This window comes from Bradyrhizobium sp. WSM3983, from assembly GCF_000473045.1.
Classification (GTDB): domain Bacteria; phylum Pseudomonadota; class Alphaproteobacteria; order Rhizobiales; family Xanthobacteraceae; genus Bradyrhizobium.
In genome coordinates this window covers 36,790-57,152 of the sequence record NZ_AXAY01000032.1, presented here as the reverse complement: position 1 = coordinate 57,152, position 20,363 = coordinate 36,790, and the positions used below count along the sequence as shown (strand labels likewise).

Here is a 20,363-nt window from a genome sequence, read left to right as displayed (position 1 = left end):
GTCACGCCGCCGCTTGGGTTGCGACCGGTGGCTCGCCGGCCCAGGCGCGCGCGATCAGGTCGCGGATAGCGTTGCGCTCGAGCGGGCGCGGATTCCAGTAGGCGTTGGTGACCGCGAGATCAGCCGCCTTGTCGATGCCGCTCTCGGGCATGCCGATGTCGCGCAGCGCGACCTTGGCTCCTAATCGCTTGGCGAGATCGTAGAGACCCTGCGCCGTATCGGCTGCACCGATCGCGCGCGCGATCCGCGCCATCGCGTCGGGCACGGCCGGTGCGTTGTAGGCCAGCGCATGCGGCAGCACGATAGTATGCGTCTCGGCATGCGGGAGGTCAAAAGTGCCGCCGAGCGTATGGCAGAGCTTGTGATGCAGCGCCATGCCGACGGTGCCGAGGCACACACCGCATAGCCACGCGCCGTAGAGCGCATCGCTGCGGGCCGCACGATCGTCGGGCTTGGCGGCAATCGCGGGCAGGGCACGCGCCAGCGCGCGGATGCCTTCCTCCGCCATCAGCGACGTGACAGGGTTGGTGTCGCGCGCATAGAGCGCCTCCACCGCATGCGCGATGGCGTTGATGCCGGAGGTGGCTGTGAGGCCGACCGGGAGTGTCATCGTCAGGTCGACGTCGTAGATCACCGTCTCCGGCAGCACGGCCACATCGCGCACCGTGGTCTTCAGGCCGTTTTCGGTCTGACCGAGGATCGGGGTCATTTCCGACCCGGCATAGGTGGTGGGGATGCAGAGCTGGTTGACGCCGGTGCGCAGCGCGAGCGCTTTGCCCAATCCGGTCGTGGAGCCGCCGCCGAGCGCGACCACGCAATCGGCATTGCACGCCTTCATCGCCGCGATCGCGCGCTCGGTCACCTCGACCGGCGTGTGCATCGTGGCGCCGGCGAAGATACCGGCTGAGAGCGGGCCGAGCGCCGCACCGAGTGCTGCGCCTTGCGCTTCCTGCTGCGGCGTCGTCAGCACCAGCGCGCGCTTGCCGCCAAGGCGCTCGATCTCGGCCCTGGCCGCGCCCAGCGTCCCGCTGCCGAACACCACGCGGCAAGGCAGATTTTCAAAGGTGAACGAACCGATCATGCGCCGGTCTCTTTGACGGGATAATCGACCTGGAAGCGCCCGATCCGCAAGTCGCCGAGCTCCGCCCGCACCCGCAGATGTTCCGGATGGGTGGCGTAGGCCTTCAGGGCCGCGTGATCGGTAAACTCGGAGACGAGGACAACGTCGCAGGCATAATCGACATCGCTGACATCGACCCCGACCTCGATATGGGTGAGGCCATCGATCAGGCCGCGGAGGCCCTCGAACAGGGTCTTGACCTTGGACCTGGCCGCCGAGCGCTCTGCGGCCGTCTCGCCGCGCAGCCGCCACATCACGATGTGCTTGATCGGACCCGACATTTCCAAAATTTCCTCGCCTGCGATCTTGCTTGTTGGGGCCATTTTGCCTTGCGCAAAGCGGAAATAAAGGTCAAAAATCGTAAGTCTCTTTTCCATTATGAGGAAGAATGGACCGGCTTCTCCAGCTCGAGGTGTTCTCCAAGACGGCCGAGCTCGGCAGCCTGTCCAAGGCCGCCGACACGTTACGGATGTCGAATGCCGCGGCGAGCCGGCATCTCAGCGCGCTGGAGGAGCGGCTCGCGGTCCGGCTGATCGAGCGCAACACGCGCCGGCAGTGGCTGACCGAGGCCGGGCAGGAGCTGCTGCAGCGCTGCAGCACGCTCTTGAACGAGCTTGCGGAGGCCGAGGACGCCGTCAGCGATCGCGCGCTGTCGCCCAAGGGCATGCTGCGCGTCACGAGTTCGCTGTCCTTTGCGATGATCTACATGGCGCCGATGCTGCCGGCGTTTCGCAAGCTCTATCCGAAGCTCGACGTCCAGATCATCGCTGCCAACCGCTATCCTGATTTCATCGAGGCCGGCATCGACGTCGCGATCCGCACGCGGGAGCAGGAGCCGGATTCCAACATCATCATCCGCCGCATCGGACAGATGCGCCGCGTGCTGGCGGCAGCACCATCCTATCTCGCGACGCACGGTATCCCCGAGCATCCCGCCGATCTCGCGCGTCACGACATGCTGGTCTACAACCTCGCCAACGATCCCTATTCGCTGCGCCTGAGCAAGGGCAGCACGACGCAGACCGTCCGGATCGCGCCGACGCTTGACAGCAATGATGGCCAGATCATCTGCGGCGCCGCGCGCGCAGGGCTCGGCATCCTGATCCAGCCGCTTTACATCGTGCAGAGCGACATCGCGGCCGGCAAGCTCGTGCCGGTCCTGACGGATTGGGAATTGCCGCTGCTGACGATGAACGTGGCCTACCAGAACCGCGTCCGGCTGCCGGCGAAGATCAGGGTGTTTTCGGACTTTCTGGTCGACCACATCCGCGCGCATTCTGACGCCGGGATCTGGATCGAGGCGACGTAAACGGCCGACCGGGTCTACTCGGTCCGGCCCCGTACCGCGCCCGTTCGGCGGACGACGACCGCGACCGGGGCGCCACACGCGGTTCCTGCGCGGCGACGAGCCGGACCGCCTCGGCCTCGCGCAGCTCTTTGCGGACTTTCCGACCGTTTCGCATGGCGCGCTATTGTTTCGCGGCCATCGTGTCCAGGCAGTGATTGAGATAGACGGTTCGATCGCGCGGCAGCACCTTCTCCATATCCGCCTTCAGGGCGCATTCGCGCTGACGGATCTGCTCGGCGCGGCGCTTTTCGGCCGCTTCGCGGAATTCGGGAGCAACCTTGCTGGGATCGACCAGGCCCTGGGATCGGGTGGGCGCCGTGGCAAGCAGCGCGACGGCTGCGATGATAATGACCTGTTTCAAAATGAGCCTCCGTAAAAGGCTCATTCTAGCGCCCCGTTTCGGAAGGCTCAAACGGCAAATGTGGGGAGGGCGACCGATAGCGCAGTCTGTCCGGGCCGCGCGGGGGCCTTGCGGGGGTCGTTTCGGCGCCATGAATGAGGTCGAGCGAAGTCCGCTACTTCGGGACGTGGTCGATCTTGTGCGCCAAATGTCCGGTGTCGTGATCGCGGCGCAACTGGCTCAGCGACGTCTCGTTCAATTGAAGCAAGACCTCACTGAGCTGGGCTGTGTCCGGATAACCGGCCGCAAAACCCTTCCCGTAGATCTTGCGCAATGTACCGACCAGCGTGTTGCCGTGCTTCTTGCCGATCGCGCCATCCTTGTCCCGGTGGCGACCATCCAGGCCCGGTTCCTTCATGTGTTTCTCCCTGGGAGGCATCTGCGTGCCCAGCGGGAGCGTGCGCTCAAATGAGTTGATTGGCAACGGCGTGGCATGTGCGAGTCGGGATTTGGCATGCGGCACCGCAATAGCGTTGTTTGCGCGCTTCCATCTAGCTTGCGATGCCGATCTGTATTCGTGGCGCAACGATTGGCGCATCACAAAACATGGATGCGTCTGATCGGAGTTGATGCGATGGAAAGATCGGCGGGGCGGTTAGGCTGCCTGTTCCTCAAAGGAAGTGTAGACCCGGCCATTGGGATCGACGATCTGAACGTCCCGGCACCCGTCCTGGATCAGCTCCCTGGCCTTCTTGAGGGCGGCGGCGAATGACTCCCGCTTGAGGTTGACGACGCCTGCCGTGTCGAAACCGGTGATTTCAAACATGCCGCTCCTCCAGATTTTCGCGAATCCTACACCTTTCCGGCGCGTTGTCTTCTGGCTTTTTAGGGCAAGACTCATGGAACAGGGGACAGGATGATGACCCGTCCTGGCACCGATTAGTGCGATGCAGCATCCGGTTGCGGTAAACCAGTGAGGTTCAGCACCAGATGGATCGTCTCCGGATCCCGCTTTGGAGCGGTCACAAAGCCGAGCCGGTTGAACACGCGGCGCATCGCCGTGTTCTCGGGCAGGACCTCCGCGGTCAGCTCCGTCAGTCCGGCCTTGCGTGCGAGCACGATGAGGTGACGCGCGATCGTCGCGCCGATGCCGCGCCCCTGCCAGGCGTCGATCACCATGAAGGCCATCTCGGCGCGGCCGGGCTCTGCGACCACGTAGCGGCCGCCGCCAACGATGCTGCTGCGGCCCGCATCATCCACGCAGGCCACCAGCGCTGCATGATGCACGAAATCAATCTCCATGAAGAAGTCGCGCTCCCTGTCTGAAAAATGCTGCTTCGGTATGAAGAAGCGGCGCCGGCGCGACTGCGCGCTGGTCTGATCCAGCGCGGCGAGCATTCCGACTTCGTCGTCGGGACGGAGCGCCCGGATCTCGACGGGCGTGCCATCGCGTAATTGTTCATGGCGCATGTAGCTCGCGGCGTCAGTCATGCAGTGGTCTCGCTGCGCTGCCAAGCGGACGTGCCGACCGGCGTCCGCATCGACCGATCAGGGCGTTGGCCGCGATCAACGGCTTGATCTGGATCAAGCCTGCCGCGCGAACGGGCCCGCTACACTCGGCGAACTGCCTCTGCGACGCAAAGGCCCCAGATCGTGAAGACAATTCGCAGCATTTTACCCGCCGACGCCGTCGTCCAGCTCGTGATCCGGCTTGCATTGCTGGCGCTGCTGATCATCTGGACGTTCCTGATCATCAAGCCGTTCGTGCCGATCCTGACCTGGAGCGCGGTGCTCGCGGTGGCGTTCTATCCGGTCTTCGGCTGGCTCGCCAAATGTCTCGGCGGCAGCCCTCGCATTGCGGCGGCCATTCTCACTGTCGTCATGCTCGGCATTGTCATAGGCCCGGCGGCGTGGCTGGGCTTGAGTGCCGTCGACGGTATCAGGGATATCGCAAGCCAGATCAGCACCGGCGATCTTGCGCTTCGGGCAGCACCGGAGCAGATCAAGAGCTGGCCCTTGATCGGCCCGCAGCTCTACGATTTCTGGAATTTGGCCTACACCAACGTTCGCGCAGTGCTGCGCGAGGTGACGCCATATCTGAAGCCGCTCGCCGGGATCATGCTGTCCTTCGCCGGCAGCGCCGGCGTCGGCACGCTCCAGTTCCTGCTGTCGGTGCTGGTCGCTGGACTCCTGTTTCCGTACGGGCCGCAACTCGCCGGCGCGATCCGCGGATTCCTGTTCCGGATCGTGCCTGAACAGAGCGAGCATTTTCTCGAGCTCTCCGGCGCGACCATCCGTGCGGTGTCGCAGGGCATAATCGGGGTGGCGATCATTCAGGCGCTGCTTGCCGGCATCGGCTTCAAGCTCGCTGCCATTCCGAGCGCGGGGCTGCTCGCTATCATCGTTCTCCTGCTCTCGATCGTGCAAATCGGTGCCGTCATCGTCCTCATTCCCGTCGTCATCTGGATATGGATGGACAAGGACGTGACCACGGCGCTGCCTCTGACGATATTCTTCGTCATCGTCGGCGTCCTCGATAACATCTTGAAGCCGCTGGTGATGGGACGCGGGCTGACCACGCCGACGCTCGTGATTCTGGTCGGTGTGATCGGCGGAACACTGGCGCATGGGATCATCGGTCTGTTCATCGGGCCGATCATCCTCGCCGTCGCCTGGGAACTCGCGGCTGCCTGGATCCGCATCGAGCGCGCGGCGCCGGTGCCGGATATTGTTGCCGACCGTTGACCTAAATCAACGTCGGCGATTGCAGTGCACATTGAATGGCCATGGGCGACGGCGAGGTTGAACATGGCGACAGAGAATCTGAAGGCAACGGAGAATGTGAAACTGCCCGGCGGCCCGATGTCGGGCCTTGTCTCATCCGCGGTTGAATACATGGTCGATGCGGGACAGCGCAGTGTGCTGTTCCTGGACATCATGCGCCAGCGGGGGGACCAATATCGCGAGCACGTCGCTCAAACCGCGCCGCATGTGCTGCAATATGCTGCCGAATTAATCACAGACGGTCGTACGCTGGACGAACCGGTCAATTACGCGCTGGTGCGCATCATTCCGCCCCGCGATGTCGAGATCGATATGAGCCGGCGGCCGTTCGTCGTGATCGATCCGCGTGCTGGCCACGGCCCTGGCATCGGCGGGTTCAAGGCGGATAGCGAGATCGGTGTCGCGATGAAGGCGGGACATCCCTGCTATTTCATCGGGTTCCTGCCCGAGCCGGTGCCGGGCCAGACCATCGAGCGCATCGCGCGCGCGGAGGCGAAATTCCTCGAGACGGTGATCAGCCGTCACCCCGACGCCGACGGCAAGCCCTGCGTGATCGGCAATTGCCAGGCCGGCTGGGCCGTCATGATGCTGGCATCGCTGCGGCCGGAACTGTTCGGTCCCCTGATCATCGCCGGTGCGCCGCTCGCCTACTGGGCAGGCGTGCACGGCCAATATCCGATGCGCTATTCCGGCGGGCTGATGGGCGGAAGCTGGCTGACGGCGCTGACGAGCGACCTCGGCGCCGGCAAGTTCGACGGCGCCTGGCTGGTGCAGAACTTCGAGAACCAGAACCCGTCGAACACGCTCTGGACCAAGCAATACAACGTCTATTCCAAGGTCGACACCGAAGCCGCGCGCTATCTCGATTTCGAGCGCTGGTGGGGCGGGCACGTCAACCTCAATGCCGAGGAGATTCAGTTCATCGTCGACGAGCTGTTCATCGGCAACAATCTCGCCGCCGGCCGCATCGAGATGTCGGACGGACAGAAGGTCGATCTGCGCAACATCCGCTCGCCGATCGTGGTGTTCTGCTCCAAGGGCGACAACGTCACGCCGCCGCAGCAGGCACTGGACTGGATCCTGGATTCCTATTCCGACGTCGACGAGATCAGGGCCTATGGCCAGACCATCGTCTACACCGTTCACGACAGCATCGGCCATCTCGGAATCTTCGTCTCCGGCGGCGTGGCGAAGAAGGAACATGCGGAGTTCTCCAGCAACATCGATCTGATCGATGTGCTGCCGCCCGGGCTTTATGAAGCCACGTTCGAGGCGCGCGGCAACGAGACACTCAATGCCGATCTCGCTAGTGGCCAGTGGGTGATGCGCTGCGAGGCGCGGACGCTCGACGATATCCGCGCCATGGGCGGCAATTCGCCGGAGGACGAGCGGCGCTTCGCCGCCGCCAAACGTGTCTCCGAGCTCAATCTCGCGGCGTATCAGAAATTCTTGCGGCCGCTGGTGAAGGGCATGGTGACGCCGCAGTTGGCGCAATGGGCGCGCGACATGCACCCGATGCGGCTGCAATATGAGGCCTTCAGCAGCAAAAATCCCTGGATGTCCACCGTCAAGTCGGCGGCCGATCGTGTCGAAGGCAACCGCAGGCCGGTCTCGAAGGACAATCCGTTCCTGGCCTTCCAGGAGCAGATCTCGAAGCAGATCGTCCATGCGCTCGATAGCTGGCGTGACGCGCAGGAGGCGCTGAGCGAAACCATCTTCCTCAACATCTATGGTTCGCCTGTGCTTCAGGCTGCCCTCGGCATCGACCCGAATTCGGCTCCGTCGCGCCGGCGCGAGATGTCGGCCGAGCATCAGGCCATGCTCGAGAAGCGAATTGCCGAGCTGAAGTCGCACATCGAGGAGGGCGGTCTTCGTGAGGCGACGCTCCGCGCGCTGCTCTATGTCGGCTCCGCGCGCGGCATGGTCGACGAGCGCAGCGTCGAGGCGCTGCGCCAGGTCCGGCGTGACCATGCCGGCCCCCGGATGACGCTCGCCGAGTTCAAGATGCTGGTGCGCGAGCAGTTCTTCATGTTGCTGCTCGACCGCGAGGCGGCGCTCGCGGCGATCCCCAAATTGTTGCCTGACGACATGAACCAGCGGCGCATGGCCTTCGCCGCGATGCGCGAAGTGCTGTCGGCGAGCGAGGACATCACCGGCGAGCGCGCCAACCGTCTGAAGCGTGTTGCCGGGCTCTTTGGCCTGGACGGGGAGGGAGAGTGGACGTCGAACGTCGCCCCTTTCGACCCCAAGGCAAGAGCGTCGTAACGCGCATTGGCGGAAGCGGGAGTGACAGGATGGCGGCCGACACGATGCAAGCCCAGTCTGGCAGCAAATACGATCGGTTGATCGCGGCGGCGAGGGCCGCGCCGCCGACGCCGACCGTCGTCGTCCACCCCTGCGACGAAACCTCGTTGCGCGGCGCCATCGATAGCGCCAGTGCGGGCATCATCCGACCGATCCTGGTGGGGCCGGAGCGGAAGATCAAGGACACGGCCGCAAGGTTCAATCTCGACGTGTCCGGCTTCGAGATCGTCGATGCCGCGCATAGCGACGACGCTGCGGCCAAGGGCGTCGAGCTCATCCATGCTGCGCGGGGCGAACTGCTGATGAAGGGCAGCCTGCACACCGACGAACTGATGCGCGCCGTGACCGCCAAGACCAGCGGCCTGCGCACTGACCGGCGCATCAGCCATGTCTTCGTCATGGACGTGCCGGCCTATGCCGAAACCATCTTTGTCACGGATGCCGCCGTCAACATCTTCCCCGATCTCGACGCCAAGCGCGACATCATCCAGAACGCGATCGACCTCTACAACCAGGCCGGATTCGGCCAGACGCCGCGAGTGGCGATCCTGTCGGCCGTCGAGACGGTGACCTCGAAGATTCCGTCGACGATCGAGGCTGCTGCCCTGTGCAAGATGGCGGATCGAGGCCAGATCATCGGCGGATTGCTCGACGGTCCCCTGGCGTTCGACAATGCCATCGATCCAGAGGCCGCGCGGATCAAGGGCATCGCGTCCGAGGTCGCCGGCCGCGCGCAAATCCTGGTGGTTCCAGATCTGGAATCCGGCAACATGCTGGCCAAGAACCTCGCTTATTTCGCCAAGGCGGATGGTGCCGGCATCGTGCTCGGCGCGCGGGTGCCGGTGGTCCTGACCTCGCGCGCGGACTCGGCGCGAGCGCGGATGGCATCCTGCGCAGTCGCTGCGCTTTATGCTCGCGCGCGGCGCCAGAAGGCGCCGACGGTGGCGGCGTGATGCCATGGATACGATCCTCGTCGTCAACGCCGGCTCCTCCAGCGTCAAGTTTCAGGTCTATTCAGCGGAGGGCGACGGTGCGCTCCGCCGCCAGATCAAGGGACAGATGGATGGCATCGGCAGCCGTCCGCGCTTGCGGGCCAGCGGCGCGAGCGGTGATCCGCTGGCCGATCGCGCCTATCCGATCGAAGCCGTGCCGGACGTGCCAGCCGCCATGGCTGTAGCCGGCGACTGGCTGAGGGACGAACTTCGGGTCACGCCGATCGCGGTCGGCCACCGCGTCGTGCACGGCGGTCCGGACTATGTCCGGCCGATCCTGATCGACCACGGCGTCGTGTCCCGTCTCGAACGCTTTGTGACGCTCGCGCCGCTGCACCAGCCGCACAATCTCGCACCGATCCGCTCGCTGCTTGCGAATTTTCCGACACTCCCTCAAGTGGCGTGCTTCGACACGGCGTTCCACCGCACGCACGATTTGGTCGCCGACCACTACGCCATTCCTCACCAGCTTTACCTCGAGGGCGTGCGGCGCTACGGCTTTCACGGACTATCCTACGAATATGTCGCACGGACGCTCCCGAGCGTTGCGCCCGATATTGCCAAGGGGCGTGTGATCGTTGCCCATCTCGGCAGCGGCGCTTCGATGTGCGCGCTGAAGGACGGGCGCAGCATCGAGAGCACCATGGGTTTTACGGCGCTCGACGGGCTGCCCATGGGAACGCGGCCGGGGCAGATCGATCCCGGCGTGGTGCTCTATCTCCTCACCGAAAAGGGCATGTCGGCGGCCAGGGTGCAGGACTTCCTTTACCGCGAATGCGGCCTGAAGGGCCTCTCCGGGGTCAGCAACGACATGCGGGAGCTGGAGGCGAGCGCAGACCCGCACGCGCGGCTCGCGATCGATTATTTCGTCTATCGCATTGGCCTCAACGCCGGCATGCTGGCTGCGGCCTTGCAGGGCCTGGACGCCTTCGTCTTCACCGCGGGGATCGGCGAGAACTCGGCGTCGATCCGCGCGAGCATCGCCGAGCAGCTCGGATGGCTCGGTGTCGCGCTCGATGCCGGCGAGAACGCCCGCCATTCGCGGCTGATCTCGCGGAGCGGCAGCCGGATCCCCGTCTACGTCATTCCGACCGACGAGGAACTGATGATCGCGCAGCACACGTTGTCGCTGCTGATGAATGGTCAATCCCACAACACACGGCCTGAGAGGGTGTCATGATCCCTGTATTCCCGGACAGCAAGGTTGCCCTCAAGGGCAAGAAGGGCCTGATCGTCGGTATCGCCAACGACCAGTCGATCGCCTGGGGCTGCGCGCGGGCGTTTCGTGCGCTCGGCGCCGATCTCGCGGTGACCTATCTGAACGATCGCGCCAGGAAACACGTCGAGCCGCTGGCCCAGGCGCTGGAGGCGCCGATCTTCATGCCGCTCGATGTGATAGTCGAAGGCCAGACCGAGGAAGTGTTCGAACGCATCGCATCGGAGTGGGGGCAGCTCGATTTCCTGCTTCATTCCATTGCCTTCTCGCCCAAGGAGGCCTTGCACGGCCGCGTCGTCGACGTTGGCCGCGACGGCTTCCTCAAGACCATGGACGTCTCCTGCTGGTCGTTCATGCGCATGGCGCATCTGGCCGAGCCTTTGATGAAAAACGGCGGCACGCTGTTCACGATGACCTATTACGGCAGCCAGATGGTGGTGGAGAACTACAACGTGATGGGTGTCGCAAAGGCCGCGCTTGAAGCCTCCGTCCGCTATATCGCCGCCGAGCTCGGCCCGAAGGGCATTCGCGTCCACGCGATCTCGCCGGGGCCGCTGGCAACGCGTGCGGCGTCAGGCATTCCCGAGTTTGATGAGCTCATGGACAAGGCACAGTCGAAGGCGCCGTCGCGGAGCCTCGTCAGCATCGATGATGTCGGCAACGCCACCGCGTTCCTCGCGCTCGACGGCGCCAAGCTGATCACCGGCGGTGTGCTCTACATCGATGGCGGCTATCACATCATCGATTGAGCGAGATGCCGTCCGCTGTCGTGGCTGGCAGGCTCGGAGGGGCTGATCATGGCATCATGCCAGTGTTTTGCCCGACGGAGCAATCGCTTTTCTGACTGAAATTTCGTTGGTCGAAAAACCTAGCGACTCCAAGCCCCGGGCTACCGTGCATGGGGTTGTTTTCGACATGTCTCATCAGATCGACATTTCCGGCACCGCGTCGCGGACAATGAGATTGGCCTCCGTCACCGCGAGCACCTCGGCGATGCCGATTCCGGGCGCGGTTTCCAGCAACGTCGCTTTGCCGCCGGGAAAGCCGATCACGGCCAGGTCGGTGACGACGAGGTCCACAGGCCGCACCGATGTCAAGGGCAGGGTGCATTTGGTGACGATCTTCGACTTGCCCTTGGCAGCGTGCTGCATGGCGACGATGACCCGCTTGGCGCCGGTGACGAGATCCATCGCACCGCCCATGCCCGGGACCATCTTGCCGGGGATCATCCAGTTGGCGAGGAGCCCATGCGCATCGACCTGGAGGCCGCCGAGCACGGTGATGTCGACATGGCCGCCGCGGATCAGGCCGAACGACATCGCGCTGTCGAAGGTGGCCGCCCCCGGAAGCGCGCTGATCGGACGGCCGCCGGCGTCCGTCAGCGTTGGATGCGCCATGCCTTGCTCGGGAACAGGTCCGGTGCCGATCAGCCCGTTCTCTGACTGGAAGAAGACCTTGAGATCGGACGGAACGTAATTCGCGACCAGCGTCGGAATTCCGATGCCGAGATTGACGAGGTTACCGTTGCGGAGCTCGCGGGCAACGCGACGGGCGATGATGATCTGCGGGTCCATGGATTACCCGTTCGTGATGAGATAATCGACCAGTGGTGCCGGCGTCATGATGTGATCGGGCGCAATCACCCCGACGGGAACGATGTTCTCCGCCGTGACGATGACCGTGTCGGCAGCCATTGCCATGATCGGGTTGAAGTTGCGCGCGGTCAGCGCGTAAGCGAGGTTGCCGAGGTAGTCGGCAAGGAAGGCGTGCACCAGCGCGAATTGTGCCCGCAGCGCCGTCTCGAGCAGAAACGGCTTGCCGTCGACCTCGATCTGGCGCTTGCCTTCCGCGACCAGTGTGCCGACGCCGGTCGGCGTCAGCACACCGCCGAGGCCGCAGCCGCCCGCACGGATCCGTTCGACGAGTGTGCCCTGCGGGATCAGATCGACACCGATCTCGTTCGCCAGCATCTGTTGCTGCGCTCGCGGATTGAGCCCGATATGCGTCGCGGTCAGGCGAGAAACCAATGCCGCGTCGATCAGCTTTCCGACACCTTTTCCCGGCATGGATGCGTCGTTGCAGATCAGCGACAATCCCGACTTCTTCTGCCGTACGACTTCGTCGAGCAGACGTTCGGGCGTGCCGACGCCCATGAAGCCGCCGACCATGATGCTCGCGCCGGCAGGGATCATTGCGACGGCTTCCTCAACGGAGATGGCCTTCATGGTCAGGATCCTGCTCGGGCGGGCACTTGCATGTTGGAGAGCCGTCGCGTCGTACCCTTGATCTACGTCAAGGCTCTCGTCATCCGCGATAGCGAGACTGATACGTGCGGCTGCGCGCTCTGAGCCCTACCCCGTCACGTGCGATTGAGGTCTGGTTGGTCCTGATGCTGTTTCAGTTGCTCGCCGGCGCGCTGGTCAGCGTGATCAATATCGGCATCCACGCGCTGGTGACGGTCGTTGCGGTCTGGATCGCGCGCAGCGCCGGGCTGCGGAAGGTCGTGCGGCCGCGATTGCATTTGGTGGGTGTCATGATGGCAACGGCGGCGGTGTTGCAGGCCGCGCACGCGCTGGAAGTCCTGGTGTGGGCCTGGACGTATGCCATCGTTCAGGCCGCTCCGCCTGACAGCGATCTGCTCTATTTCGCCTTCGTCAATTATACGACGCTCGGCTATGGCGATATCACGCCGGTGCGCGAATGGCGGCTGATCGGCCCGTTGACCGCCATGAACGGTGTGCTGCTGTTCGGCTGGTCAGCAGCGATCCTGTTCGAGTTCTTGCGCAAGACACTCGACCACGTCGGGCTGATCAATGACGACGTCATTCCAAGAAGAGGATAACTCAGGGCTGCAGGTCGAGGCTTGCGAGCTGGTTCCGATCGAGCAGCACGATCTGGCGCTGGGTGTTGCCGATGAAGCCGAGAATGCCGAGCTCATGCAGCCGCGACAACGCGCGGGAGACAGTCTCCAGCGTGAGGCCGAGATAATCGGCGATATCGCGTCGGGACATCGGCAGCGCGATCACGCCGGCGGCTGTCAATCGCTTGTCCATCTCGAGCAAGAATGCCGCGACCCGCTCCAGCGAGGTCTTGCGACCGAGTAGCAGCATGTGGTCTTCCGCGTGCTGGAGATTGTTCGTGGTCATGCTGAGCAGGTTCTTGGCGACCATGGCATCGCTCTCGGCCACGATTTCGAGGCTTTGCCGCTTGACCAGGCGCACATGGGTGTCGACGATTGCTTCCGCCGTGAAGCGGTGCTCCCAGCCGTTCTCCAGGCCGAATATGTCGCCAGCCAGATGAAAGGCGCCGATCTGCCTGCGGCCGTCCGACAGCAGCTTGTAGCTTCGCACTGCACCGGCCCTGACCTGATAGACATACTCGGCGGGCTCTTTCTCGCCGTAGATCTCGGTGCCCTTTCTATAGGAAAATTCGCTTAAACTGACGAGCGCATTTGAGTCGCTGGTCATTCCGAGGTCACGGAGGGAATTGGGGCGCGGTGTGGAATCCGTCGTGATGCGAACGAACATGGCCAACTCCTCAAGGTTACCGCCGAATTGGTCTGTCAGACTGATACTCTTCGCGGGAAATGCGCCGCGCTATCCCACTCCCGCCATGGTTGATTTACGGCCAAGGCTGTCTTTCAATCCATTGTCCTAAGGTGCATAGTACCAAGGGACATCGGCGCTGTTCGTTGTGCAAAATGAGAAGGCGCCTGCCAAAGCGAGGAATGCATCCGGTTTCGAAACACATGCGACGATTTTCGAACGGTTTGACTAGACGCTCAGAACGTAGAGGACTTCATCCAGTCTTGGTGGATCTGGCGAGAGGTTAGGGGTGCCCAGTCTGGTTCATGTGGTTGATGACGACGCTTCGTTCCGGACAGCGATCGAGCGCCGGCTGAAGCTGGCGGGCTATGATGTCGCGACCTATGCGACCGCTGAAGATTTGCTCGACGCCGACCCCGACGACGCGCAGCCGGGATGCATTTTGCTCGACGTAAGGATTCCGGGATTGAGCGGACCCGACTTGCAGGGCCGCCTGATCGCGAAGGGCTCGACGCTGCCGGTGATCTTCCTGACCGGCCATGCCGACACGCCGACCACCGTGCGGGCGATCAAGGCTGGCGCGGAAGATTTTTTGACCAAGCCGGTCTCCTCGGAGCAGTTGCTCGACGCAATCGAGCGCGCGTTGGCGCGACAGAATGCTGCGCATGCGCAACGCGGCAAGCTCGAGACGTTCCGCACGCGCCTCGCGACGCTGACTCAGCGCGAGCGACAGGTGTTCGATATGATCGTGCGCGGCAAGATCAACAAACAAGTCGCGCACGAGCATGGCACGACCGAGCGCACCGTGAAAGCGCAGCGGCACCAGGTCATGGAGAAGATGCAGGTTCATTCGCTCGCAGAACTGGTTTCCGTTGCGGAGCGGCTCGGAATGCTTGACATTAGCACCCTATAGCCGTTGCGCGGTGCGGTCCGCGACCATGTGATCTCGCGCAGTTCTGCTCATTCATCGACATATTGCTCCAGCGTCTTGGCCGGTGCGCCCTTGTGGGCCGAGGCGAACTGGGCCAGCGGTATCGATGTCGTCAGCGCCAGCAGATTGGAGTCGACGGTCTCGAGTGTCAGCGTCTTTCCGGACTCCATCTGCTTGACCATCGCTGCGGGGGCGACGTCGGCGGCGATGCACGTGTTTGTCAGGCACCAGCTGTAGGGCACGCGGACGGGCGTGCCCTGGTCGACGGTCAGCTTCGCCGGCTGTTGCAGATACATCCCGACGGGCACGAAGAGTTGCAGCCGAGGTGTCGGAGCTCCTTCGCGCTCGATCAGGTCCACGCGCACCGCCATCTGACCTGTCGGGAATTTACCGGTGATCGAGGTCCGGCACAGCGTCGGCGCGCCGCCCGCCTTGAAGCAGAGCTTTTGCCAATCGCCATAGGTGATGTCCTTGGCCTCGCGCTGACCGCGTGTTGCGACTTCGGCAGGCTTATCGGCCTGTGCGGCGAGACAAGGCAATGCAGTGAACGCGGCGATGACGATGGCAGGAAGGACTGCGATATGATCACGGGCGCTGGGCATGGTCGCGTCTCCGGAGCCGGGCTCTATTTTTGCGTATCGAGAAACTTCGTTACCAGCGGCGACCAGATCGGGATCGCGTCCGGTGAGCCAATGAAGAAGTGGCCCTCGTTGCCGAATGGCGGCATCAGATGGTACTCGGCCTTGCCGCCGGCGGCCGTGAAGGCCGCCTGCATGCGCTTCGACAGATCGGGGCCGAAGAACGTGTCGTTCTCGACGTAGATCCACAGCATCGGCACCCGCGAGGAGCGGCCGAAATCCGCGGCCGATTCGACAAGCTTGTCCGGCGCGCAATTATTGTTGGGTTTGCCTCCGACCCGGCCGCCGCGGCCGGCGGCGAAAGTGATTATCGCCTTCACCGGCGGGTTCACGCTCGACAGGGCGATGGCCGCCCAGCCGCCAGCGGACTGGCCGACCACGATGACGTCCTTCGGGATGATGCGCTTTTCGGCGGCCATGTAGTCGATGATCCAGAGATCGACCTGTGCGACCGCGAGGCCCGCATCGTGGAAGTTCGGGTTGGTGCACTTGCCGATCTTGGAGAAGAACGGGCCATAGATGCCACGCTCGGGAATATCGATCGCCGATGCGCGATAGCCGGTGCCGACAGGCGCCACCACGAGACTCCCGCGCTTCGCGAACCATTTGGCGGCGTCGCGGAATTCGACCAGCGGAAAGAAGCTGCGGTCGGTCGGGTTGAGCGAGACGCCGTGGTTCATGATGACCAGCGGGAAGGGGCCGTCGCCGACCGGGCGGACCAGGTAAGCGAACATCGGTAGTGGCAGCGGTAGCGCCCAGATCTCCTCCTGGATGCGGACCTCGTCCTCTGCGCGGGCCGGCGCTGCCAGAGCCGCGATGAGGACCAGCGTCGTCGTGAGCGTTCGCAGGATTGCAGCCGATCGCCGGTGCATATCGAGGTCCCTCATCCGGCAAAGGTGGCGGCTACGATGATCGGGCCAAGCACCGTCAGGAGAACGTTGCCAACCGCGTAGGGCACGGCAACGCCGAGCACGGGCGTCTGGCTCTCCGCCATCTCGCAGGCCCCGGTCACAGCCGCATCGACCGTCATGGCGCCCGCCAGCGCGCCGCAGGTGATCACGGGATTCATGCGCAGGACATAGTAGGCAAACAGGGTTGCGACGATCAGCGGCACGAGGGTGATGACGAGGCCCATGCCGACCAGCAACAGCCCGTGCGCCTGGATCGCAGTCCAGGCCGCGGCGCCGTTGCCAAGGCCGATCGCCGCGATGAAGCCGCCCAGCCCGAGATCGCTCAGCGTCTGTTGTGCGGCGGGCGGCAGAGCACCCACGGTCGGCCGCCGCGAACGCAGCCAGCCGCAGACGAGGCCGGCAATCAGTGCGCCGCCGCCGCCGCCCAGCGTCAGCGCGACGCCACCGACCTTGAAGCTGACGAGTCCTGCGAGCAGGCCCACGGCGATACCGGCGGCAAGAAACGCAATATCAGCGCGATCGCCGGAGCGCAGGATCTGGCCGACGCTTGCCGAGGCCCGCTCGATGTTGCGGGTGCTGCCGACCAGGGTCATGACGTCGCCGACATAGACCCGGGTATCCGCGCTCAGAGGCACCTCGCGACCCATCCGGGTCAGCGCGCGCAGGAAGACCCCGCGGGCGCTGGCGCCGACGCGCTCCGCGACATCCCTGACCGACCGGCCGTGGAGCTTGCGGTTGTCGACGAGAACCTCGATCACGTTGCCCGGGATGGATTTCAGGATCTCGTCGGCATCGATCTCTGTGCCGATGATCGGCTTGGCGTTGACGATGACGGCTGTACGTCCCTCGATGACGATGTCATCGCCGGCTTCGAGAACGGTGTCCAGATGTGGTTCGACGTCCAGCCCCTGCCGGACGACGCGCACGACGACGGTGCGGCTGCCGATCTCCTCTTCGATCGCCTGGATGGTGCGGCCCGTGCCAGCCGAGACGCGATAGGCTCGCGCCTGGAATTTGCGGTAGGACAGGTTCTCGGTCTTTGGGGGATCGGCGCCCGCGAGCTCGGCTTCGAGCTTCTTTGCCTCCACCTTCAGGTCGATCTGCATCAGCTTTGGCGCCACGAACGGGACGAAGATGAGCGTCAGGATATAGCCGAGCACATAAGTCACGGCGTAGCCCGCGGCGATGTTCGCCTCCTGTTGCTCCAGGACGCTCTTGGCAAGCCCCAACTGCGCCAGCGCGCCCGAGGCCGTGCCGATGACGGAGGACTGGGTCAGCGCGCCGGCGGCAATACCGGAGGCTGTGCCGGGATCGAGCCGGAAGCTATGGGCGAATAGTAGTACGATGAGAAGTCCGGTTCCGCCGAGCACAAGCGCCATGGCAACCTGTGCCAGGGTACGCATGCTGAGCGATGCAAAGAACTCTGGTCCCGATCTGTAGCCGATGGTGAACACAAACAGGCTGAACAGGACCACCCGCAGCAGCGATGGGAATGCGAAAGTTCCGAGCTGTCCGATCAGCACAGCCACGATCAGGATGCACGCCGTAGTGCCAATCGCGAAGCCGCGGATCTTGATCCGGCCCAGAATGGTGCCGATCGCAATCGCCAGCAGCAGGAAGATCTCCGGTGCAGTGGTGATGATCCACCTGACGGTGTCCATGGTCGCATTCCCCGGCGCGTTGCGGGGGATTTGACCCGCGACGACCGGAGATTGCTTGATCCAGATCAAGTCCCGGCAGGGACGCGACGACGCCTATGGTGCAATGAAGAGTTTGCGGCAGCCGGCTTTGCCGACATGAGTACTCTGGACGTTGCTGCCAGCGCGATCCGCCGCCATGAAACGGTCGAGATCGTTCTGCTGCTGGCTTTCGTCGGCGGCTTTATCGACGCCTATACCTGGATCGTTCACGGCGTGCTGGCGAATGCCCAGACCGCCAATGTGATCTTTCTGTGGGTCTTCGCGATGGCCGGCGACTGGGCGAAGGCATTTCACTTCGCGCCGCCGATCCTGGCCTTCACCGTCGGTATCGTGATCGCCGCCTGGCTGCGTCGCGTTGCCGGCGAGCGGGCCGGCGCGCTCAGTGTCTTGCTCGAAATTCTGTTCTTGATCGCGATCGGCATTTTGCACAACCGACTGCCGGATCTGGCCGGCACACTGGGTATTTCCATGGTCGCGGCGATACAGACGGCGATGTTCATCAAGGTCGAGGGCACGGTTTGCAGTACGGTGATGATCACCGGCAACATGCGCCAGACCGTCGAGAACATCTTCGCGGCCGTCTATGGAGGGGCGCCGCTCGGGACGTTGCGCAAGTCGGTTATCCTCTTCGCGTTGTGTGCAGTGTTCGGCTGCGGCGCGGCCGCGGGCGCTTTTGCGACCAGGACCATTCCTAACCTCGCGCTCGGTATTCCCGTCGTCGCGTTGCTGATCGTCTTGCTGCGCTGCGAAACGACGCCACGCGAGGTGGTCGAATGAATTCGCCTTCCGAACCGAACTGGATGCGCTTCTTTCCACCGGCCGGCTGGCTCGCTGCCTATCGCCGCGAATGGCTCCCTTCCGACGCTGTTGCCGGCGTCACGCTCGCCGCTTACGCCATTCCCGTCTCGCTGGCCTATGCGGCGCTCGCTGGCCTGCAGCCGCAGATCGGCGTCTATGGCTACATGCTTGGCGGTATCGGCTATGCCTTGCTCGGGGCGTCGCGGCAGTTGGCGATCGGACCGACCTCGGCGATCTCCCTGATGATTGCCGCAACCGTCGGCGCGCTCGCCGGCGGCGATGCTGTGAAGTATGCGCAGATCGCAAGTCTCGCGGCTTTCGGCGTGGCCGTGCTGTGCTTCATCGCCTGGCTGTTCAAGCTCAGCGTCCTCGTCCGCCTCGTCAGCGACAGCATCCTGATCGGCTTCAAGGCCGGTGCCGGGCTCACCATCATCATGAGCCAGTTACCGAGCCTGTTCGGGGTAGCCGGCGGCGGTCACAATTTTTTTGAGCGCGCCATCAAGCTGATCAGGCAACTCGGCCATCTCGATCCGCTCGTGCTGGCGATCGGCGCGGTCGCGCTTTTGTTGCTTCTGCTTGGCGAACGGCTGCTGCCGGGCAAGCCGGTTGGCATCACCATCGTGGCGCTGGCGATTGCGGTGGCGACGCTCTTTGGCTTCCCGGCGCTGGGTGTGCCCGTTACCGGGAAGATACCGGAAGGGCTGCCGGCGCTGGGGATGCCGACCTTCGGCCTGCTGGAGTTCGACGATCTGTTTCCGTTTGCCGCGGGCTGCGTGCTGTTGGCTTACATCGAGGGCGTCTCGGCAGCCCGGAGCTTTGCCGCCAAGCACGGCTATCCCCTGGACGTTCGACAGGAGTTCTTGGGACTGGGCGCCGCGAACCTCGCCGCTGCCTTCGGCCATGGCTATCCCGTCGCCGGCGGGCTGTCGCAATCGGCGGTCAACGACAGTGCCGGAGCGCGGACACCTTTGGCTCTGGTCGTCTGCTCCGTGACGCTAGGGCTCTGCCTGCTGTTCTTCACGGGGCTTCTTACCAATCTGCCCAAGGCGGTGCTCGCTGCCATCGTCTTCGCCGCCGTTTACAAGCTGGTCGATATCCGCGCGCTGATACGAATGTGGCAGGTCAGCCGGATCGATTTTTTCGCCGGGTCGATTTCGCTCGTTGCGGTGTTGCTGCTTGGGATACTCCAGGGCGTCCTGCTGGCGTCGATTGCATCGATCTTCCTGCTGCTGGCGCGGGCGTCGCGGCCGAACGTCGCATTCCTCGGCCGACTGCCGGGCAGTGGCCGCTATTCGGACAGTGCGCGCCACGCGGATGTCGAGCCGCTGGCCGGAATCATCGCTTTCCGGCCCGAGGCCTCGCTGCTCTACATCAATGCCGAGACGATTTTGGACACGGTCCTGACCACGGTCAGGAGTTCACCGGGCATTCGTCTGGTCGCCTGCGACCTTTCGGCGTCGCCTTATATCGATCTGGCGGGCGCGCGCATGCTGCGCGATCTCCATGATGAGCTTGCCTCACGGCGAGTCACTCTCTGCATCGTCGGCGCGCATGCGCAGCTTCGCGACCTCCTGCGCGCCGAGGGGCTGGGGGAGAAGACCGACAGCAGTCAGTGGCTGCGCTCGCTCGACAGTGTTCTCGGTGACGATAAGGGCGATCCGACTCAACGAACGGCCTGACGATGCCTGTTGCGATGCGGATTGCGTCGCTTCGCCTTCCCAGGCGCGCGACCGTTG

The 20,363-nt window shown here is 63.9% G+C and carries 22 protein-coding genes; 10 read left to right on the top strand and 12 right to left on the bottom strand.

Annotated elements, in window-relative coordinates:
* Position 1: 1 nt before the first annotated feature.
* On the bottom strand, positions 2 to 1,081 hold the full coding sequence (locus YUA_RS0133505; protein ID WP_027534600.1) for a maleylacetate reductase: 1,080 nt from the start codon (positions 1,079 to 1,081) through the stop codon (positions 2 to 4).
* Positions 1,078 to 1,401: a Dabb family protein gene (locus YUA_RS0133500; RefSeq protein WP_027534599.1), complete on the bottom strand. Its 324-nt coding sequence runs from the start codon at positions 1,399 to 1,401 to the stop codon at positions 1,078 to 1,080. Before YUA_RS0133500 ends, YUA_RS0133505 begins: the two co-directional genes overlap by 4 nt.
* A gap of 107 nt (positions 1,402 to 1,508) precedes the next feature.
* Between YUA_RS0133500 and YUA_RS0133495 the strand changes: the two genes are divergently transcribed.
* Positions 1,509 to 2,429, top strand: a complete 921-nt coding sequence (locus tag YUA_RS0133495) for a LysR family transcriptional regulator (RefSeq protein ID WP_027534598.1) — start codon at positions 1,509 to 1,511, stop codon at positions 2,427 to 2,429.
* 160 nt (positions 2,430 to 2,589) lie between these two features.
* Here the strand turns inward: YUA_RS0133495 and YUA_RS0133490 are convergent, their stop codons facing one another.
* The 4 genes from YUA_RS0133490 to YUA_RS0133475 all read right to left on the bottom strand — a co-directional run bounded on the left by YUA_RS0133490 (position 2,590) and on the right by YUA_RS0133475 (position 4,299).
* On the bottom strand, positions 2,590 to 2,829 hold the full coding sequence (locus YUA_RS0133490; RefSeq protein ID WP_027534597.1) for a hypothetical protein: 240 nt from the start codon (positions 2,827 to 2,829) through the stop codon (positions 2,590 to 2,592).
* Between the two features lie 154 nt (positions 2,830 to 2,983).
* Positions 2,984 to 3,226 (bottom strand): hypothetical protein, encoded by a 243-nt coding sequence (locus YUA_RS0133485; protein ID WP_027534596.1) that lies wholly within the window; start codon positions 3,224 to 3,226, stop codon positions 2,984 to 2,986.
* Between the two features lie 237 nt (positions 3,227 to 3,463).
* Positions 3,464 to 3,634 (bottom strand): hypothetical protein, encoded by a 171-nt coding sequence (locus YUA_RS51320; protein ID WP_198029551.1) that lies wholly within the window; start codon positions 3,632 to 3,634, stop codon positions 3,464 to 3,466.
* A 113-nt stretch (positions 3,635 to 3,747) separates the two neighbouring features.
* Positions 3,748 to 4,299 carry a GNAT family N-acetyltransferase gene (locus YUA_RS0133475; RefSeq protein WP_027534595.1) on the bottom strand — a complete coding sequence of 184 codons (552 nt, stop codon included), beginning with the start codon at positions 4,297 to 4,299 and terminating at the stop codon, positions 3,748 to 3,750.
* 162 nt (positions 4,300 to 4,461) lie between these two features.
* On the opposite strand from YUA_RS0133475, the gene YUA_RS0133470 reads away from it, so the two are divergent.
* The 5 genes from YUA_RS0133470 to fabI all read left to right on the top strand — a co-directional run bounded on the left by YUA_RS0133470 (position 4,462) and on the right by fabI (position 10,853).
* Positions 4,462 to 5,553 carry an AI-2E family transporter gene (locus YUA_RS0133470; RefSeq protein WP_051383508.1) on the top strand — a complete coding sequence of 364 codons (1,092 nt, stop codon included), beginning with the start codon at positions 4,462 to 4,464 and terminating at the stop codon, positions 5,551 to 5,553.
* Between the two features lie 63 nt (positions 5,554 to 5,616).
* The gene (locus YUA_RS0133465) at positions 5,617 to 7,857 is read left to right on the top strand and encodes a DUF3141 domain-containing protein (protein WP_051383507.1); all 2,241 of its coding nucleotides are present in this window, start codon (positions 5,617 to 5,619) and stop codon (positions 7,855 to 7,857) included.
* Positions 7,858 to 7,886: 29 nt separating this feature from the next.
* Positions 7,887 to 8,849 (top strand): phosphate acetyltransferase, encoded by a 963-nt coding sequence (locus tag YUA_RS0133460; RefSeq protein ID WP_027534592.1) that lies wholly within the window; start codon positions 7,887 to 7,889, stop codon positions 8,847 to 8,849.
* 4 nt (positions 8,850 to 8,853) lie between these two features.
* The gene (locus YUA_RS0133455; RefSeq protein WP_027534591.1) at positions 8,854 to 10,068 is read left to right on the top strand and encodes an acetate/propionate family kinase; all 1,215 of its coding nucleotides are present in this window, start codon (positions 8,854 to 8,856) and stop codon (positions 10,066 to 10,068) included.
* Positions 10,065 to 10,853, top strand: a complete 789-nt coding sequence (gene fabI / locus YUA_RS0133450) for an enoyl-ACP reductase FabI (protein WP_027534590.1) — start codon at positions 10,065 to 10,067, stop codon at positions 10,851 to 10,853. Before YUA_RS0133455 ends, fabI begins: the two co-directional genes overlap by 4 nt.
* A gap of 174 nt (positions 10,854 to 11,027) precedes the next feature.
* Here the strand turns inward: fabI and YUA_RS0133445 are convergent, their stop codons facing one another.
* Both YUA_RS0133445 and YUA_RS0133440 read right to left on the bottom strand, forming a co-directional pair.
* Entirely contained in the window at positions 11,028 to 11,678 is a 651-nt protein-coding gene (locus YUA_RS0133445; protein ID WP_027534589.1) for a 3-oxoacid CoA-transferase subunit B, read from the bottom strand.
* A gap of 3 nt (positions 11,679 to 11,681) precedes the next feature.
* Positions 11,682 to 12,329 carry a CoA transferase subunit A gene (locus YUA_RS0133440; RefSeq protein WP_027534588.1) on the bottom strand — a complete coding sequence of 216 codons (648 nt, stop codon included), beginning with the start codon at positions 12,327 to 12,329 and terminating at the stop codon, positions 11,682 to 11,684.
* Between the two features lie 164 nt (positions 12,330 to 12,493).
* On the opposite strand from YUA_RS0133440, the gene YUA_RS0133435 reads away from it, so the two are divergent.
* Positions 12,494 to 12,946 carry a potassium channel family protein gene (locus tag YUA_RS0133435; RefSeq protein ID WP_027534587.1) on the top strand — a complete coding sequence of 151 codons (453 nt, stop codon included), beginning with the start codon at positions 12,494 to 12,496 and terminating at the stop codon, positions 12,944 to 12,946.
* 1 nt (position 12,947) lies between these two features.
* On the opposite strand, the gene YUA_RS0133430 is transcribed toward YUA_RS0133435, so the two are convergent.
* Positions 12,948 to 13,631, bottom strand: coding sequence for a helix-turn-helix domain-containing protein (locus YUA_RS0133430; RefSeq protein WP_027534586.1), 684 nt, complete (start codon positions 13,629 to 13,631; stop codon positions 12,948 to 12,950).
* A 307-nt stretch (positions 13,632 to 13,938) separates the two neighbouring features.
* Between YUA_RS0133430 and YUA_RS0133425 the strand changes: the two genes are divergently transcribed.
* A complete protein-coding gene (locus YUA_RS0133425; protein ID WP_027534585.1) occupies positions 13,939 to 14,562 on the top strand; it encodes a response regulator transcription factor in 624 nt (207 codons plus the stop codon).
* A gap of 47 nt (positions 14,563 to 14,609) precedes the next feature.
* Here the strand turns inward: YUA_RS0133425 and YUA_RS0133420 are convergent, their stop codons facing one another.
* From YUA_RS0133420 to YUA_RS0133410, 3 genes are read right to left on the bottom strand one after another with little or no spacing between them, the layout of a single operon-like run.
* On the bottom strand, positions 14,610 to 15,182 hold the full coding sequence (locus YUA_RS0133420) for an invasion associated locus B family protein (RefSeq protein ID WP_027534584.1): 573 nt from the start codon (positions 15,180 to 15,182) through the stop codon (positions 14,610 to 14,612).
* Positions 15,183 to 15,205: 23 nt separating this feature from the next.
* Positions 15,206 to 16,090 carry a dienelactone hydrolase family protein gene (locus tag YUA_RS0133415; RefSeq protein ID WP_027534583.1) on the bottom strand — a complete coding sequence of 295 codons (885 nt, stop codon included), beginning with the start codon at positions 16,088 to 16,090 and terminating at the stop codon, positions 15,206 to 15,208.
* A gap of 11 nt (positions 16,091 to 16,101) precedes the next feature.
* Positions 16,102 to 17,790: an aspartate:alanine exchanger family transporter gene (locus YUA_RS0133410; protein WP_027534582.1), complete on the bottom strand. Its 1,689-nt coding sequence runs from the start codon at positions 17,788 to 17,790 to the stop codon at positions 16,102 to 16,104.
* A 135-nt stretch (positions 17,791 to 17,925) separates the two neighbouring features.
* Here YUA_RS0133410 and YUA_RS0133405 point away from each other — a divergent pair, with 135 nt between their 5' ends.
* Positions 17,926 to 18,606 carry a YoaK family protein gene (locus YUA_RS0133405; RefSeq protein WP_027534581.1) on the top strand — a complete coding sequence of 227 codons (681 nt, stop codon included), beginning with the start codon at positions 17,926 to 17,928 and terminating at the stop codon, positions 18,604 to 18,606.
* Positions 18,603 to 20,306, top strand: a complete 1,704-nt coding sequence (locus YUA_RS0133400; protein WP_027534580.1) for a SulP family inorganic anion transporter — start codon at positions 18,603 to 18,605, stop codon at positions 20,304 to 20,306. Before YUA_RS0133405 ends, YUA_RS0133400 begins: the two co-directional genes overlap by 4 nt.
* Positions 20,307 to 20,363 lie beyond the last annotated feature (57 nt).

Excerpts from the sequence above, each read along its gene's own strand:
- YUA_RS0133505 (WP_027534600.1), bottom strand. The coding sequence starts at position 1,081 with ATGATCGGTTCGTTCACCTTTGAAAATCTGCCTTGCCGCGTGGTGTTC.
- YUA_RS0133500 (WP_027534599.1), bottom strand. The coding sequence starts at position 1,401 with ATGTCGGGTCCGATCAAGCACATCGTGATGTGGCGGCTGCGCGGCGAG.
- YUA_RS0133495 (WP_027534598.1), top strand. The coding sequence starts at position 1,509 with ATGGACCGGCTTCTCCAGCTCGAGGTGTTCTCCAAGACGGCCGAGCTC.
- YUA_RS0133485 (WP_027534596.1), bottom strand. The coding sequence starts at position 3,226 with ATGAAGGAACCGGGCCTGGATGGTCGCCACCGGGACAAGGATGGCGCG.
- YUA_RS51320 (WP_198029551.1), bottom strand. The coding sequence starts at position 3,634 with ATGTTTGAAATCACCGGTTTCGACACGGCAGGCGTCGTCAACCTCAAG.
- YUA_RS0133475 (WP_027534595.1), bottom strand. The coding sequence starts at position 4,299 with ATGACTGACGCCGCGAGCTACATGCGCCATGAACAATTACGCGATGGC.
- YUA_RS0133465 (WP_051383507.1), top strand. The coding sequence starts at position 5,617 with ATGGCGACAGAGAATCTGAAGGCAACGGAGAATGTGAAACTGCCCGGC.
- YUA_RS0133460 (WP_027534592.1), top strand. The coding sequence starts at position 7,887 with ATGGCGGCCGACACGATGCAAGCCCAGTCTGGCAGCAAATACGATCGG.
- YUA_RS0133455 (WP_027534591.1), top strand. The coding sequence starts at position 8,854 with ATGGATACGATCCTCGTCGTCAACGCCGGCTCCTCCAGCGTCAAGTTT.
- fabI (WP_027534590.1), top strand. The coding sequence starts at position 10,065 with ATGATCCCTGTATTCCCGGACAGCAAGGTTGCCCTCAAGGGCAAGAAG.
- YUA_RS0133445 (WP_027534589.1), bottom strand. The coding sequence starts at position 11,678 with ATGGACCCGCAGATCATCATCGCCCGTCGCGTTGCCCGCGAGCTCCGC.
- YUA_RS0133440 (WP_027534588.1), bottom strand. The coding sequence starts at position 12,329 with ATGAAGGCCATCTCCGTTGAGGAAGCCGTCGCAATGATCCCTGCCGGC.
- YUA_RS0133435 (WP_027534587.1), top strand. The coding sequence starts at position 12,494 with ATGCTGTTTCAGTTGCTCGCCGGCGCGCTGGTCAGCGTGATCAATATC.
- YUA_RS0133430 (WP_027534586.1), bottom strand. The coding sequence starts at position 13,631 with ATGTTCGTTCGCATCACGACGGATTCCACACCGCGCCCCAATTCCCTC.
- YUA_RS0133420 (WP_027534584.1), bottom strand. The coding sequence starts at position 15,182 with ATGCCCAGCGCCCGTGATCATATCGCAGTCCTTCCTGCCATCGTCATC.
- YUA_RS0133415 (WP_027534583.1), bottom strand. The coding sequence starts at position 16,090 with ATGCACCGGCGATCGGCTGCAATCCTGCGAACGCTCACGACGACGCTG.
- YUA_RS0133410 (WP_027534582.1), bottom strand. The coding sequence starts at position 17,790 with ATGGACACCGTCAGGTGGATCATCACCACTGCACCGGAGATCTTCCTG.
- YUA_RS0133405 (WP_027534581.1), top strand. The coding sequence starts at position 17,926 with ATGAGTACTCTGGACGTTGCTGCCAGCGCGATCCGCCGCCATGAAACG.
- YUA_RS0133400 (WP_027534580.1), top strand. The coding sequence starts at position 18,603 with ATGAATTCGCCTTCCGAACCGAACTGGATGCGCTTCTTTCCACCGGCC.